The organism is Kineothrix sp. MSJ-39 (assembly GCF_018917935.1).
GTDB lineage: Bacteria > Bacillota > Clostridia > Lachnospirales > Lachnospiraceae > CAG-194.
In genome coordinates this window covers 22,120-37,432 of sequence record NZ_JAHLPN010000021.1, presented here as the reverse complement: position 1 = coordinate 37,432, position 15,313 = coordinate 22,120, and the positions used below count along the sequence as shown (strand labels likewise).

Here is a 15,313-nt window from a genome sequence, read left to right as displayed (position 1 = left end):
GGAGCTGATTATATGCTGACAAAAGAAGAATTGCCGGAATGCCCGGTTGCTACTACCGTTGCTTTGATTGGAAGCAAATGGAAGTTACTTATTATAAGAAATCTGTTACAGAGACCATGGCGTTTTAACGAGCTGCGAAAGGATCTGGACGGGATCAGCCAGAAGGTGCTGACCGACAGTCTGCGTTCCATGGAAGAGGACGGACTGATCACCCGGACGGTTTACCCGGAGGTTCCGCCCAGAGTGGAATATGCATTAAGCGATCTCGGAAAAACCTTAAAACCGATCCTGGATTCCATGGTCGCGTGGGGCAATGCTTACAAAAATATGTAAAACGGAGGACAACTATGAGCAATGTAGGAAAGAAATGTAAGGTACATTACACAGGTACTTTTAACAGCGGAGAAAAATTTGATTCATCCTATGACCGCGGCGAGCCGCTGGAATTTGTCTGTGGTGCAGGCATGATGATCAAAGGCTTTGATGAAGCCGTAAAAGAAATGGAGATCGGACAGATCATTGATATCCATTTAATGCCGGAGGAAGCATACGGAATGCCGGATCCGCAGAATATCGTCACACTGGAGCTTGGTCAGTTACCGGGCGCAGAAGGCTTATCTGTCGGCGAGCATGTTTATTTATCCACACCAACCGGGCAGTCTTTCCCTGTTACCGTGACAGCTAAAGACGATACCCATATCACGCTCGATGCCAACCATGAAATGGCGGGCAAAGAACTGAACTTCAAAATTGAACTTGTTTCTGTAGAATAAGGAATGTGCCCTATCACAAACCCCGGGCAGATGCAGCTAAGCAGCATCTGCCCGGGGTTTTTCATTTTCCGTAAGTATCATCAAATTCCCCGATCTCTTTCAGGATATCTTCCACGCTGTCATCATCGGCATCATACCATTCCATCTTTTTCAGATACCTGCCAAGCCACGAATCATAGAGGGCATTTGCCGCGATCCCGACATTGCTGAAAGAATCCTTATCATCGCCGATCGTAAAGACCATCTGTCCGCCGGCTTCTGTCCTTTCCTGAAAATCGCAGCTTAAAAAAGCCTGCCGCACAGTTTCATAAACCGCATCAGGATCATGCTGCCCCAGACGGTGCACCATATCATCATCAATTTCCACCGTAATTTTATACAGGTATTCCATCGTTTTCCTCCCTCTTTGTCTTCTCTACCAATATACATGATATCGTGCCTTTCCACAATCCTTTCCCTTTCAACCACTGCTCCATTGCAGACATGAAAAAACCATGCTACACTCAAGATATGACTGTATAAAAAGGAGATTGCTTATGGCAAATAAATCATTTTTTGTAGATGACCATGTCCGGCTCACCATGCAGGACATTGACCAGCAGGTGCGCAGATATCTGACTGCCTGCGAACGGGAAAAAGCCAGTTACCGACTTGTGGAAGAAGCGATTGCCACGCGGCTGATCCCTCAGGTGGAAAACCTCATGTCCGAAGATGCCATGAACGGCGGTATCCATCCGATGAAGCATCATACCTATCAGGGACAGCCCGGTCTTTTCTGTTACAATATTTTTATCGTAAACTACGGATTTGCCAGGGGCTATTTATATAATGAACTGGAAAAGATCGGCGATGTGCCGTTTTATGATGCGGGAAATATGATCGATGAAGGGAACCGGCTTCTTGCCATGATCGAAGATCTGGAACAGGGCATGTCCTGCTGGGACTTCCCCAAAAAATATTTCCGTATCCCCAAATTCAAGGGAACGGACAGACTGCTTTCAGGCATCGAGCGTATGATCGATGATGCCATAAAAAGCGGTTTTGAATGGAAAAAGATCAGAGACGCAATGTCCTATTACAATACAACCACCGGGGAATGCGGCATTCTCCTGGATGTGGATCCGGATAAGAAACTGGCGGATTACACCCTGTTTCCGTTCCTGAGCAATAACAGGCAGCCTTTGGGAGTCGGTGTCCCACATATGCTGTCTGACGGTCTGTATCTTAACGGAAAGATCAAACGGTATCAGCTGCAGCTGCTGTTTACACTGGTCGATCCTTTACATAATAAAGATCTGTTCCGGTTAAACCGTGCAGATTTTGAACTGGTCACCAAAGATATCGAAGCGGAAAATATCATGGACCGGGGATACTTCGCAACACGCGTCAATATCAATCTGTTCCATGAAAATACGCAGCAGTTTTCCTCTCAGCTTCTAAAGGATAAAATATTCAAGCAATATCACCCCAAGCTCGGCTGGATGGCAGATTCTAAATTCGGCATAAAATCCTATGCTTCTCTTGGGGAAGAATTTTATGACCAATATGAAATCGGCTTAAAGAAGCTGCAATCCCGTTAGATATTTGTGGTACAATTTCTCACAGGCGTTGTTATAAGAGGTTTCACTCAGCGGATCATACAATCTCATAAGCAGGGCAGATGGAATTGCCCTGCTTATTTCTGCGGATGAAATGCAATATTTCCACTGCAGCCGGACATACATCTGTGCAATCCAGTTCAGTAAAATACGATCACATTCTATGGTTTCCTTTCGTGGCGCGCACAGCGAAAAATCGATACTGTTCTTCAGCTGCTTATATCCCTTATTCAGCGCACTCCAGTTGCCAACATCCATCTTTCTTCTGATTTCCGAATGCTGCATATACACATCTATCATGGAACACAGGTCGTATTCCGTGATCTCAGTCAGTTTGATAAACAATAAGGTATGAAGATCTATGACGTCTTCCAGATAGATTTCATCATACGCAGTCTTATCCGCTTCCATTTTCTGCCCTTTCTGTCAGCCCTGCATTCCGTTTGCCTGTCTGATCATGTCCTCTACAACAATATCGTAGATCTCCCCGAGTGTATTGCAGTATTCCAGGATCTTCCACGGCTCGTTTGTATGGAAATGGATCTTGATCAGATCTTCATCTCCTGCTGCGATCAGGCTGTTACCTTCAAAATGTTCTGTGATGTAGTCTGCGATCGCATCCTCATCCAGATCTTCATCTCTTCTGTCGATCAGAAGCTGTGTATCATAACGATATGCAAACTGATCATCTTCTGCATCAATTGAATTTACTCCCATTGTGTGCCTCCTGTTATTATCTTCACTTTGCTACCTGCCGGATTTTGCCGGTTAGATATTTCTAACCGATTTTACCATCAATTTGCCGGATTTGCAAATGGAAAGCTTTATTTCTGGATCTTGAATTTAACTTTTTTTACATTGCCTGCTTTATCTGTGATCTTTAACGTATAAGTGCCGTTTTTCTTGATCGTTTTTCCGCTCTTGATCTTCTTGCCGTTCAGTGTGGCTTTCTTCACACCGGAAAGCTTATCCCGGAAAGTGATCTTCAGATTCTTTTTGTATACTTTGTTGTTTTTCACATTGGTAGTCGGTTTCTTACGGTCAACGCAGAAAATGACAGTCTGTTTTGTGCCTGCTGCCGTTTCAATCTCCGCTTTGTAAGCACCGTCTTTTTTTACCGCAAATTCATTGCCGGACTGTGCTCTGCCATTTACCCGGAACTGCGTGATGACGCCCGGTGAAGAGACCTTCATGGTCATAAGTTTCTTATAAGCACCTTTATTTTTAACCCCGCTGACCTTGATCTTACCGGTCTGTGCCACTGCCTGTGCACTCATGGCATAGATACGTTCTGTTTTTTCTTTCACAAGCTTCACTGCATCAAACCTGACCGTTTTGCCGTCCGGCTGCAGTTCGCCGTTTGTCTTTGCTACCTGGAACGGAAAGCTGATCACAATATCATATCCATCCAGCCCGTCCAGATCCCCTGTCACATTGGCATCCATCTGACTTGTACTTGTCTGGCTGTCCTGTGCAATATTCATAACAGCTTTGTCACCTGTCAGCTCCAGGAAAGAAGATTTCATTTCCTTTGCAGATGCTTTCTGACTCAGTATATAAGAATTGTGCTCTTTTCCGTTCAGTACCTTCGTACCGTTTGCCGTAAATTCCATTTCTTTCATCATATCGGCATAAGTAGTCGATGTGCTGCCCGGCTGGCTGTTCATATACCGCTCGATCTGCTTTTCTTCTTCGCTTGTTGTATCCACCTCCATCGAAACAGTGCCCGAAAGATCCGGATTGATCTCCATCTCTGCACGCATGCCACATCCTGTCAGAAGTGTGATACAAAGTGTTGTCAATGCAACTAAAATTCTTTTCTTCATGTTTTCCTCCTTTTTACCTGCCTGTCATAAGATACCACTATTATCTTTCCTATAATAGTTGTTTTCAGTATACCCTGTAACAAATCTATATGCCAGTAAAATTTTATAGGATCTATTTTTATGTAATGGGAACGATGCTTCCTATTACATGAAAAGAGCCGGAAAACAGGTTTTTCCTGCTTCCGGCTGTTTCATCTTCTCTTATTCTGTTATAGATCACGCTGCAGCTTACAGCAGATTCTTCATGCTGTCCATACCGATCAGCAGTGTTGAAGTATTGTGCAAAAGAGCTGATGTCGTAGGTGGGATCACACCTGCCACGCCCAGCACGATCAGACCTGCATTGAAGGTCACGATCTGTCTGTAATTTTTATGGATACGCTTCATCAGTGCCTCGCTTAACATTTTCAGTACAACGATCTCATTCAGATCATCCGCACTGACTGTAATATCTGCGATCTCTCTTGCGATCTCTGCTCCATCACTGATGGCAATTCCGACATCGGCTGCAGAAAGTGCCGGCGAATCGTTGATACCGTCACCGATCATGACAACTTTATGTCCTTTTGCTTTCTCCTGCTGTACAAAATCGGCCTTATCTTCCGGCAGAACTTCCGCATAGAAATGATCCACGCCGACGCTCCTTGCGATGGCTTCCGCTGTCCGGTAGCTGTCACCCGTCATCATAACGATATTGGTGAAGCCTTCTTTATGCAGCTTTCTGATCACAGACTTTGCCTCTGCGCGGAGCGGATCTTCAATACAGATCGTTGCTGCCAGTTCACCGTCGATCGCCAGATATAAATGAGAATACTGCAACGGCAGATTGTCAAACAATTCTTTCCTTCCGGAATGATGCATTTCTCATCTTCAAATACAAAATGGTAACTGCCGATTACAACACGTTTCTCGCCGATCGTGCTTGCGATACCGTGTGCTACCACGTAATCCGGCTTGGAATGCATTTCCTCATGCAGCAGATTTTTCTGCGTCGCAGCATCCACAACCGCTTTTGCCATGGAATGCGGGAAATGCTCTTCCAGACAGGCTGCGATACGAAGCAGTTCATCCGGTGTCTTTTCACAGAAGGATACAACAGTTGCTACTGTCGGACATGCCTTTGTCAGTGTTCCGGTCTTATCAAATACGATCGTATCGGCTTCTGCCATCGCCTCTAAGAACTTACCGCCCTTTACGGTAATATGATGGCTGCTTGCCTCACGGATTGCGGAAAGCACGGAAATCGGCATTGCCAGCTTGAGTGCACAGGAGAAATCCACCATCAGAATGGAAAGTGCCTTTGTGGCATTTCTCGTCAGAAGATACGTCAGTACCGTTCCACCCAGGCTGTATGGCACAAGCTTGTCTGCCAGATGGGCTGCTTTTCCTTCTACATTGGATTTCATCTTCTCCGATTCTTCGATCATCTTTACGATCTTTTCAAACTTGCTGTCGCTTCCTACCTTGCTGACTGTGATCGTCAGTGTGCCTTCTTCCATCACAGTGCCTGCATATACAGATGCACCCACTGCCTTTCTGACTGCTGTGGATTCGCCTGTCAGAGATGCCTGGTTGACCAGAGCTTCTCCTTCCGCTACCACACCGTCAAACGGAATGACGTTACCCATATGCACAACAACCTGATCTCCTGTTTCAATTTCATCGACAGAAACTAAAACCTCTGTCCCATCTACTTTTTTCCATGCTTTTGTCACATGCAGTGACAGGCTTCTTGCCAGATTATCGATTGATTTCTTATGTGTCCATTCTTCCAGCAGTTCGCCAAATCCGAGCAGGAACATGATCGAGCCGGCTGTATTCGTATCATTTCTTAATATGGATACCGTGATCGCTGTTGCATCCAGCACCGGTACCTCGATCTTACCCTTCAGAAGTGTCTTAACTCCTTCTTTGATATATTTCAGGGACTGCCATATCACATAGCAGGAACGGATCGGCAGCGGAAGCAGCCATTTGATCGCATAATGCTTTACCACATGACCGACCAGTTTTTCCTGATAATCTGCATTTAACGCTCTTCCCGAATTTTCGAGCAGTCCTTTCGGTGCTTTTACTTCTTCATAGGCAAATGCCAGAAGCAGATCAATGATCTGTTGTCTGTCGCCTGTATAAACGATCACAGCGTCACCTGTCCGCTCATACACTTTCGCCTCTTTTACCTGCGGCTGTGTATGTAAATAATAAAGAAGCAGGTCAGCCTGCGCATAGCTCATGCGGTACTGCACAAGATGGATACGCATTCTTCCCCTTGCTTCATGCTTGATTATAAATTTCATAAGCTATCCTTACCTCTTTCTAACTCGAAAAACCCGCTACTTCGTAGCGTCGCAGCACTGCTGCTTCTGTTTTTCTCGTTGTACGTTCGGTCGAAATCAAATGCCAGCATAGCTGGCGCTTGATTTCGTTACCTCACTACAAAAGAGCACCCGCTAAAGCAGGTGCTCCCTCTTTTTTCTGTTTATTCTGCGTCTTCAGATGCTTCCTGTGCATCTGCTGCAAATTCCTGTTCCTGCTGCAGGGCTCTTTCTTCATTTATGCTCTTAGCGTCTGCATAAATATCTTCAGCGTTCTCCTGTACAGTAGAAACTGTCTTCATGACACAGTCCTTTGCTCTGAGTGCTGCTGCAGTACAGTTTGTATATACTTTCTTTGCATCCTTACTTGATAAGATCTTGATGCCGGCTGTACCAAATGCTACTCCTGCCGCAAAGATACCTGTTTTTTTCCAGTTGATTCCTTTGAAAATGTTACTCATAATATCCACACCTTTCTCTATCTGTATCTTACTATGGGTGCTATTATAGCACCGGCCCGGGCGGATAGCCAACTCTAACCCGCGCCTATAACTGATAACTTTTCTCAATAAGGAAACGTGTCTATTATCACGGCATTTAAGCCAGTGCAGAAGCAATATCTGCTTTCATATCCAGTACTGCCGCTCTGGATGCATCTGCATAATTTTCCGGTGCAAAGCGGTCCTTATACAGATCATTCTGATAAGCTGCAATAATACCACGTGAACTGTTCACGATCGCACCAAGTCCGTCTTTATTAAAGAAGTGGACAAGATCCTTGCCTTTGCCACCCTGTGCACCATAGCCCGGTACCAGAATATAAGCCTTTGGCATGATATCACGCAGGACACGTCCCATTTCCGGATAGGTTGCGCCAACAACAGCACCTACATAGCTGTAGCTGTCACCCATCAGTTCCTTGCCCCATTCGTCAACCTGATGTCCGACCCACTCATATAACGGTGCGCCGTCAATGATACGATCCTGAAATTCTCCGCTGCTAGGATTGGATGTCTTTACCAGTACAAAAATACCTTTTTTCTCTTCCCTGCACACATCAATAAATGGCTTTACGCCGTCACTTCCCAGATAAGGATTGACTGTAGCAAAATCTTCATCAAAACCATAGTAGGATTTACTTCCCACCTGTACCTTGCCAAGATGCCCGGTCGCATAGGCGGCTGAGGTAGAACCGATATCACCGCGCTTGATATCACCGATCACGATCAATCCCTTTTCCTTGCAGTACTTTACTGTTTTATCAAATGCGACAAGTCCAGGAATGCCAAACTGCTCATACATGGCGATCTGTGGCTTTACTGCCGGAACCAGATCATAGATTGCATCCACGATTCCTTTATTGTACTGCCAGATCGCTTCTGCAGCGCCTTCCAGTGTCTCACCGTATTCCGCAAAAGCTTTTTTTGTAATAAACTCCGGGATAAACTTCATCATCGGATCCAGTCCGACTACGATCGGTGCTCCCGTCTTTTTGATGTTTTCGACTAATTTGTTGATCATGTTCTTTCTCCTTATGCTGCATTTATTTTACATTTGCCGTCTCTGCAGCCAGACTGTCCACATACTTTTTGATATTGGATGCATTGACATACTTTTTATGAGAATCACCGCTGACAACTACAAGTGTCGGTGCCTGCATCACACCATAGCGGACTGCCAGTTCCATATTCTCCTCTGCATCGATCGGAACATAAGCGATTCCCTGCAGATATTCCTTTGCCAGCTTGCAATTCGGACAGGTTTTTGTCGTAAATAAATATTTTACATTTTCCGGTGTTCCGACGGAAACCTTGACATCCTGGTCATAGCCGGATAATGTTACCACACTCGAAACCGGTCTCTTTAATACGGATCTGTCCAGTCTGTATTCGGTTCTGTTTGCATATTCCTGTAATTTACCGTCATTCCAGTTCTGTACCGGTCTGTAGTAGCCTGTGATACGGCTGTAAACCTCGGTCGGTTTGCCACAGTGCGGACAGATCTTGACTTCTCCTGCCAGATAACCGTGTTCCTTGCAGATGGAGTAAGTCGGAGACAATGTATAATAAGGAAGTTTATAATTTTCTGCGATCGTCCTTACAAGGTTAGCCGCAGCTTTCCAGTCCGGAAGCTTCTCGCCTAAGAAGGCATGGAATACCGTACCGGATGTGTAAAGCGTCTGCAATTCATCCTGGATATCCAGCGCATCAAAAATGTCCACAGTATAATCAACCGGCAGATGGGAGGAATTCGTGTAATACGGTGTATCTCCCGGATGTCCTGCCGTCTTGATGCCCGGCCATCTCTTCTTGTCATGCTTTGCCAGACGGTAAGTCGTACTTTCAGCCGGTGTTGCTTCCAGATTGTAAAGATCACCGTACATTTCCTGATAATCGGAAAGACGCTCCCGCATATGGTTCAGCACTTCTTTCGTAAATTCCTGTGTATGCTTATCGGAAAGATCCGCACGCAGCCAGTTGGCATTTAAGCCGACCTCGTTCATACCGATCAGACCGATCGTGGAAAAATGATTGTCAAAGTTGCCCAGATACCGCTTTGTATACGGATATAAGCCTTCATCCAGCAGCTTTGAGATAACACCACGTTTGATCTTTAAGGAACGGGCTGCGATATCCATCATCTTATTCAGGCGGCGGTAAAAATCATCCTTGCTTGTTGACAGATAAGCGATCCTTGGCATATTGATCGTAACAACGCCGACACTTCCCGTGCTTTCACCGGAACCGAAGTAACCACCTGTTTTCTTACGCAATTCTCTCAGATCCAGACGCAGTCTGCAGCACATGGATCTGACATCGGACGGCTCCATATCGGAGTTGATATAGTTGGAAAAATACGGTGTACCGTATTTGGAAGTCATTTCAAATAAGAGACGGTTGTTCTCTGTATCGGACCAGTCAAAATCCTTTGTGATGGAGTAAGTCGGGATCGGATACTGGAAACCGCGTCCGTTGGCATCACCTTCGATCATCGTCTCGATGAATGCCTTGTTGATCATATCCATTTCCTGCTTGCAGTCACCGTATGTGAAGTCCATCTCTTTGCCGCCTACGATCGCCGGCAGATTTGCCAGATCGTTCGGAACCGTCCAGTCCAGTGTGATGTTGGAGAACGGCGCCTGCGTACCCCAGCGGCTCGGTGTATTGACACCATAAATAAATGCTTCAATACATTTCTTTACTTCCGGATACGTCAGGTTGTCCACCTTGACAAACGGAGCCAGATATGTATCAAAGGAAGAAAATGCCTGCGCACCTGCCCATTCATTCTGCATGATACCGAGGAAGTTTACCATCTGGTTGCATAATACGGAAAGATGTGCTGCCGGTGCGGATGTGATCTTGCCGGTAATACCACCGAGACCTTCCGTAATGAGCTGTTTTAAGCTCCAGCCTGCACAATAGCCTGTCAGCATGGACAGATCATGGATATGGATATCCGCATTTCTGTGTGCTTCCGCAATTTCTTCATCATAAATCTCTGACAGCCAGTAATTGGCAGTTACTGCGCCGGAATTGCTCAGGATCAGTCCACCGACAGAATATGTCACGGTGGAATTTTCCTTGACACGCCAGTCCTCTACCTTTACATAGCCGTTTACCACATCTTTATAATCCAAGATCGTAGATTTCATGGTACGCAGTTTTTCTCGCTGTTTTCTGTAAAGAATGTAAGCCTTTGCTACCTGTGAGTAGCCTGCCTGCTCCAGCACACGCTCTACGCTATCCTGTACATCCTCCACATGTACCTCTTCGTCTTTTACCTTTTCCTGAAAATCTGCTGTGACACGGAGACTTAATAAATCCACGATATCATTTGTATACTGCACATCTGTTGCCACAAATGCCTTCATGATCGCATCACTGATCCGCTTTAAGTCAAACTCCGCTACGTCACCGTTTCTTTTGATTACCTTTAACATGAAATCTCCCTTTCTACTACATTTTTACCCCATCGGTTAACATAACTGCATATGCGCCGATTAGTTTTATTGTAGCATTGTGGGTATGCAAAGTCAATATAAAGGCAAAAGAAAACCACTATATCTTATGTTAACATTATTATGTCAACACAAGATATAGTGGCAATGTTTATCTCGTCTTTAAGAATTCATTTTCCCGGATCGCCGCGGAATCATCCGGATAGCTGTCTAAATAGCTGTTCATCAGGGCTGCGGCTTTTTTGAAATTTCCAAGATGTTCGTAGGCAACGATCTGGTTGAAACGCAATTCTTGTGTTACGGAATTATTTTCCGTAATGGACAGACCGCTGTTGATCGCGGTAAGTGCCGCTTCATAATCTTCTGTCTCCAGTTTACATAATCCAAGTTGATTATAGATGACCGGATCCGCATCGTTATCCGCCAGATATTTTTCATACAGGCTTGCCGCATAATTGCTGTCGCCAAGCTGCTCATACGTCTTGCCCAGCATCAGAAGCGTATCACTGCCTGTCTCTTTCGCACCGCTCTTTGCAAGCTCTAAAAAGTTCCGTGCATTTTCATAATCTTTGCTGTAATAATAAACAACACCTTTTTCGTAGTCGGTCATGGCATCCAGCCTGTTTTCGATCGCAGAACTCAGATACGACTGACCTTCCCGTTCATGCCCGTTATCCGCAAACGCTTCATATACACGGATCGTCATCGGGATACTGTTTTTACTTTTGGAAAGTGCTTCATCCAGATCCTTGACCGCGCCGTCATAATCTCCGTTTTCCATTTTAATGCTGCCACGCAGGTAATAGACCATATCCTGCCCTTTGCGCACGCCTGCGACCGCATCCAGTGTCTGGATCGCATCTGAAAGCTGTCCGTTTTTGTACTGCGCCGTAGCAAGATAATAATTGATATCCACTTCCCGGTCGCTGACGAACATCCCGCCGTTCTGCAAAGCCCGGTCAAAGCTCTCGATCGCACTCTCATAATCGGTCTGCCCCATATAGGCAAGCCCCTGCCCTCTGTAGGCAAGCTGCAGATCTTCGCCCTCGAGGATCGCCTTGTCAAAGCAGGTCAGTGCCTGATCGTAATTCTGTGCACCGATCGCTTCCATTCCCGCATCTGTATTGGTTGATTTCTTTCCGCATGCCATAAGACAGCCTGCAAGCAGAACCGCCAGAAGGACTGCGGAGGATTTTCGTATTGTATGTTTTTGCATATTGGTCTGTTCCATTCTTTCGTTACAATCTTTTTCTATGCCTTTAGAATACCCTTTCTGACGAAACCTGTCAACGAATGCACATTTGTTTTTCCTTGTTTTAAGGGAAAATTTGCGGTACACTAGACAGGTAGATTACAGACAGGGAATGACAGCATGAACACTTTTCAGCAAAGCTTTTATTTATTAAAAAGAAACCTACGTTCCATCGTAGGCTTTGAAATTGTATACCGCTTATTCTGCATCGCACTGATGCTGCCATGTGTTACCGCATGCTTCCAGCTCTCTCTGCGCCTTGCAGGCTATCGTTACTTATCCGAAGACCGTATCTTTTCTTATCTGGTACGTCCGACCACGATCGTGATCCTGTGCTTTATCCTGCTTTTGCTTTCCATTATCACCGTATTTGAAATTTTTTGTCTGATCCCGGCATTTCATGCTTCTTATCACAGACAGACCATTTCTCTGACAGGCATGCTCAGCCGCGGGCTTTTTATTTTAAAGAAGAGTATCCGCCGCCATAACCGCAGTCTCTTCCTGTTTTCTCTGTTTCTTGTTCCGCTGACCAATATCACGATTCTGTCAGGCTATTTTACAAGTGTGACGATCCCTGATTTTATCCTGTATTATATCCGGTCCAATCAGACCGTATTTCATATACTCTGTGCGATCCTTGTGATCTGTCTGCTCCTTGCGATCCGCTACTGTTTAAGCCTTCACTGCTATTGTTTGGAGCCGGGATGCTTCAAAGAAGCAAGAGCACATTGCAAAAAACTGACAAAACATCACTATCTGCATACAGCACTGCAGCTCCTTGCATGGAATATCCTGATCCTGGCTGTTCTTGTGATCGTTCTGCTGATCTGCTTTGTGCTGAGTCTTTTCTTTGTACGCTTTATACTTACGGATCACTTTAACAGCAGCACAGTTTATATGATCTTCAGCTCGATCCTGTCCTTTTTGTTCGAGCTTTACATTCTGTTCAGCATTCCACTGACATTTTCCTATTTGAGCGCACTCTATTACAGGCAGCTGTTAAAGCAGGAGGAAGAGGTGCCTGCGCCGGTTCCGGAAAGCCGTTCCATACTGGTCAGGATCAGCAAGCGTTTGCTTCTGCTTCTGGTAATCCTTGCGGCAGGCTTCAATTTTTATTATCTGGATCTGTTAAAAGATACGAGCATCTTCTGGACGCAGAATATCCTGCTGTCCACTCCTGTCATTACCGCCCACCGCGGTGACAGCCATAATGCACCGGAAAACACCCTTGCAGCTTTTCAGTCCGCGATCGACAATCAGGCTGACTGCATCGAGCTGGATGTCCAGCAGACAAAAGATCATGTCATTGTTGTGGTACATGATACCAATTTAAAGCGTCTGACCGGTGTCGACAAAAATGTTTCCGACATGACCTATGAAGAGCTTCTCTCTCTGGATTTCGGCTCTCATTTTTCTCCTGCTTACAAAGGTGAAAAAATCTGTACGCTGGATGAGGTACTGGCACTCTGTAAAGGCAAGATTGATTTGAATATTGAACTGAAAACAAATGCCTCCGATACCGGTCTGGAAGCAGGTGTGGTTGCACTGATCGAATCTCATGATGATGCGGAGCACTGCGTGGTTGCTGCCAAGAAACTGGATTCCCTGAAAAAAATAAAATCGCTGGATGATTCCATCCAGACGATCTATCTGTTACCTGTTGCTTACGGGAATTACCGGAACCTGGGCTATATCGATGGTTTCAGTATCAAATCTTCCTTTATTACCCGTAAGCTGGTAAATCATATGCATGCAAACGGCAAGACGGTTTATGCCTGGACAGTCAATGAACGCGAAGAAATGGAGCGTATGTTCAGCCTCGGTATCGACTGCCTGATCACGGATGAACCGGTTCGTGCCAAAGAAGTGCTTTATTCACAGGAACTGAATCCATCCATTGCGATCTGGCTGGAGCAGCTGACGCATTATTTCTTAAGCGACTGATACATATCTTCCGCAGCGGTAAGCACCTCATAATTGGTCACATATTCCCGCTGCGCTGCAGATGCGTCGTTATACAACTGTCTTGCTCGTTCTATTTTCTTTTTGCTGTCCTTTGTGACAGTTCCAATCTTGGCAATCGAATCGACAACTGCCTGTGCCTTTTCCGCATCCGACTGTCCGATCGTCTCCTCCGATGCCGTTCCGTCCAGATAATAGCAGATAACGGGTGTTCCCTTCGCGATCTCCCCGTATAATTCTTTTGCTTTCAGATAAGGCATATTGACACATCCATGGGAACCACTCTTTTTATAAATATCAGCTCCAAAGCTGTCTCTCCAGATCGCATCATGCAGTCCGATATTGCCATTGAATGGCATCCAGTAAGAAACCGGTGTTTCATAATTTTCCCCTACCAGCATGGCATCCTGTTCCTTATAGGTAATGCCGTAAATACCCGCCGGTGTATCAAAGCCTCTGGACGCATTTCCGGAAACAAACTCCGATTCCATTTTCTTCTCTCCGTCTACATATAAGAAAAGGTGCTGCGCTGTCAGATTGATCTCAATATATGTATTGCCGTAGTCCTGACTGCCATATACAGCCGCTGTCTGGTAATAAACAGGGATACGCTCACCGCTTTCCCCGTTCTTGATCATTTCCTTCAGCTCTTCCTGCTCCTGACTGTAATTCATCCACCAGCCGTAATCGCCGCCTTCGATCGTGATCGTCTTGCCATAGCTCGTCTGAAATTCTCTGCTGCGGAAGATCGTGTCATATTTCTTACGAAGCATGACCACAAAATCATCGATCTTCTCCTCCGATACACTGACCTTGTTCGTCTCTTCATCAACCAAAAGCCACTGGGAAAGTACACTGCCATCGATCACTTCCTCCTGCTGTCCGAAATGATATACGATACGCAGATCCGTATACTGCTTCATCTGTGCAAGGCGTTCTGTCAGCTTTGTATCATCCGCATAGACGGAAGGCTCCTCATAACAGCCTGCTTCTTCTAAATCTGTTTCCGGAAGCAGTGCATCAACCGCCTCTTTTACGGTCTGGATCGTCTTGGTCTGGTTCAGTACATTTCCCCGTACCTCCGGTACGATCTGATAGCCGCTCTGTGGATCATAGTCTGAAATATGGGCATCCACAGGTTCTGTCACAAAACTGTCCTGAAAGCCCTGCAGCTTCAGGATCGCTGTCATCAGCGCGCTGTCCACATAGGCATACAGATTCTCTACGGTATATACCTGCTGCTCTCCTTTTATATAAGAAGAAATCGCCTTTAAAATATTCTGTTTTTTCAAAATTCCTTCCAGTTCGTCTGTATTGGAAACTGTTACACCGATCTGATCTCCCGTGATCGTTTCCGTGATGTAACTGCCCTCTCCTGTCCGCTCCCTCACAGTCAGGACATATTCCCGCATCCGGTTTTCCAGTTCCGCCATCGTCAGTCCTGACGCGTCGATCTCATTGATGACCGTCCCTTTACTGAAATGGCTGCTGCAATATACACTGCCTGCGGTCAAAAGTCCCAGCAGGAATACAAGCAGCACGCCCAGACTGCTCCAAAGCACGATCCTTTTATTTTTCTTTTTTCGTTTTTTCTTTTTGTTCTGCATGATCTACACTCTCTTTCAT

Annotated in this window: 13 protein-coding genes and 1 pseudogene; 4 read left to right on the top strand and 10 right to left on the bottom strand. The window is 45.6% G+C overall.

The genetic code is table 11. The annotated features are described in order from the left end of the window. Positions 1–12: 12 nt before the first annotated feature. Together KQI22_RS11865 and KQI22_RS11860 are read left to right on the top strand one after the other, a co-directional pair. Complete coding sequence (locus tag KQI22_RS11865; protein ID WP_216552616.1) at positions 13–333, top strand: winged helix-turn-helix transcriptional regulator; 321 nt, start codon at positions 13–15, stop codon at positions 331–333. 14 nt (positions 334–347) lie between these two features. Next, positions 348–773, top strand: coding sequence for an FKBP-type peptidyl-prolyl cis-trans isomerase (locus tag KQI22_RS11860; RefSeq protein ID WP_216552614.1), 426 nt, complete (start codon positions 348–350; stop codon positions 771–773). 61 nt (positions 774–834) lie between these two features. Here KQI22_RS11860 and KQI22_RS11855 read toward each other — a convergent pair whose 3' ends face one another. Continuing rightward, positions 835–1,164: a hypothetical protein gene (locus KQI22_RS11855; protein WP_216552612.1), complete on the bottom strand. Its 330-nt coding sequence runs from the start codon at positions 1,162–1,164 to the stop codon at positions 835–837. A 145-nt stretch (positions 1,165–1,309) separates the two neighbouring features. Between KQI22_RS11855 and KQI22_RS11850 the strand changes: the two genes are divergently transcribed. After that, positions 1,310–2,353 (top strand): hypothetical protein, encoded by a 1,044-nt coding sequence (locus tag KQI22_RS11850; RefSeq protein ID WP_216552610.1) that lies wholly within the window; start codon positions 1,310–1,312, stop codon positions 2,351–2,353. On the opposite strand, the gene KQI22_RS11845 is transcribed toward KQI22_RS11850, so the two are convergent. From KQI22_RS11845 to KQI22_RS11810, 8 genes and pseudogenes are all read right to left on the bottom strand, one after another. Next, a complete protein-coding gene (locus KQI22_RS11845) occupies positions 2,330–2,782 on the bottom strand; it encodes a hypothetical protein (RefSeq protein ID WP_216552608.1) in 453 nt (150 codons plus the stop codon). The genes KQI22_RS11850 and KQI22_RS11845 overlap by 24 nt on opposite strands. 15 nt (positions 2,783–2,797) lie before the next feature. Continuing rightward, entirely contained in the window at positions 2,798–3,088 is a 291-nt protein-coding gene (locus KQI22_RS11840) for a hypothetical protein (RefSeq protein WP_022004132.1), read from the bottom strand. Between the two features lie 107 nt (positions 3,089–3,195). Continuing rightward, positions 3,196–4,197, bottom strand: a complete 1,002-nt coding sequence (locus KQI22_RS11835) for a hypothetical protein (protein WP_216552606.1) — start codon at positions 4,195–4,197, stop codon at positions 3,196–3,198. A 228-nt stretch (positions 4,198–4,425) separates the two neighbouring features. Continuing rightward, positions 4,426–6,494: pseudogene (locus tag KQI22_RS11830) on the bottom strand (heavy metal translocating P-type ATPase). A gap of 182 nt (positions 6,495–6,676) precedes the next feature. Continuing rightward, positions 6,677–6,973 (bottom strand): DUF6110 family protein, encoded by a 297-nt coding sequence (locus KQI22_RS11825; protein ID WP_216552604.1) that lies wholly within the window; start codon positions 6,971–6,973, stop codon positions 6,677–6,679. Between the two features lie 136 nt (positions 6,974–7,109). Further along, on the bottom strand, positions 7,110–8,033 hold the full coding sequence (gene pyrF / locus KQI22_RS11820; RefSeq protein WP_216552602.1) for an orotidine-5'-phosphate decarboxylase: 924 nt from the start codon (positions 8,031–8,033) through the stop codon (positions 7,110–7,112). Between the two features lie 22 nt (positions 8,034–8,055). Then, positions 8,056–10,455 carry a ribonucleoside triphosphate reductase gene (locus KQI22_RS11815; RefSeq protein WP_216552600.1) on the bottom strand — a complete coding sequence of 800 codons (2,400 nt, stop codon included), beginning with the start codon at positions 10,453–10,455 and terminating at the stop codon, positions 8,056–8,058. Positions 10,456–10,624: 169 nt separating this feature from the next. After that, a complete protein-coding gene (locus KQI22_RS11810) occupies positions 10,625–11,689 on the bottom strand; it encodes a tetratricopeptide repeat protein (RefSeq protein WP_216552599.1) in 1,065 nt (354 codons plus the stop codon). A 156-nt stretch (positions 11,690–11,845) separates the two neighbouring features. Here KQI22_RS11810 and KQI22_RS11805 point away from each other — a divergent pair, with 156 nt between their 5' ends. Then, positions 11,846–13,669 carry a glycerophosphodiester phosphodiesterase gene (locus KQI22_RS11805; RefSeq protein WP_216552597.1) on the top strand — a complete coding sequence of 608 codons (1,824 nt, stop codon included), beginning with the start codon at positions 11,846–11,848 and terminating at the stop codon, positions 13,667–13,669. On the opposite strand, the gene KQI22_RS11800 is transcribed toward KQI22_RS11805, so the two are convergent. Continuing rightward, positions 13,651–15,294, bottom strand: coding sequence for a L,D-transpeptidase family protein (locus KQI22_RS11800; protein WP_216552595.1), 1,644 nt, complete (start codon positions 15,292–15,294; stop codon positions 13,651–13,653). The genes KQI22_RS11805 and KQI22_RS11800 overlap by 19 nt on opposite strands. Between the last annotated feature and the right edge of the window lie 19 nt (positions 15,295–15,313).

Excerpts from the sequence above, each read along its gene's own strand:
- KQI22_RS11865 (WP_216552616.1), top strand. The coding sequence starts at position 13 with ATGCTGACAAAAGAAGAATTGCCGGAATGCCCGGTTGCTACTACCGTT.
- KQI22_RS11860 (WP_216552614.1), top strand. The coding sequence starts at position 348 with ATGAGCAATGTAGGAAAGAAATGTAAGGTACATTACACAGGTACTTTT.
- KQI22_RS11855 (WP_216552612.1), bottom strand. The coding sequence starts at position 1,164 with ATGGAATACCTGTATAAAATTACGGTGGAAATTGATGATGATATGGTG.
- KQI22_RS11850 (WP_216552610.1), top strand. The coding sequence starts at position 1,310 with ATGGCAAATAAATCATTTTTTGTAGATGACCATGTCCGGCTCACCATG.
- KQI22_RS11845 (WP_216552608.1), bottom strand. The coding sequence starts at position 2,782 with ATGGAAGCGGATAAGACTGCGTATGATGAAATCTATCTGGAAGACGTC.
- KQI22_RS11840 (WP_022004132.1), bottom strand. The coding sequence starts at position 3,088 with ATGGGAGTAAATTCAATTGATGCAGAAGATGATCAGTTTGCATATCGT.
- KQI22_RS11835 (WP_216552606.1), bottom strand. The coding sequence starts at position 4,197 with ATGAAGAAAAGAATTTTAGTTGCATTGACAACACTTTGTATCACACTT.
- KQI22_RS11825 (WP_216552604.1), bottom strand. The coding sequence starts at position 6,973 with ATGAGTAACATTTTCAAAGGAATCAACTGGAAAAAAACAGGTATCTTT.
- pyrF (WP_216552602.1), bottom strand. The coding sequence starts at position 8,033 with ATGATCAACAAATTAGTCGAAAACATCAAAAAGACGGGAGCACCGATC.
- KQI22_RS11815 (WP_216552600.1), bottom strand. The coding sequence starts at position 10,455 with ATGTTAAAGGTAATCAAAAGAAACGGTGACGTAGCGGAGTTTGACTTA.
- KQI22_RS11810 (WP_216552599.1), bottom strand. The coding sequence starts at position 11,689 with ATGCAAAAACATACAATACGAAAATCCTCCGCAGTCCTTCTGGCGGTT.
- KQI22_RS11805 (WP_216552597.1), top strand. The coding sequence starts at position 11,846 with ATGAACACTTTTCAGCAAAGCTTTTATTTATTAAAAAGAAACCTACGT.
- KQI22_RS11800 (WP_216552595.1), bottom strand. The coding sequence starts at position 15,294 with ATGCAGAACAAAAAGAAAAAACGAAAAAAGAAAAATAAAAGGATCGTG.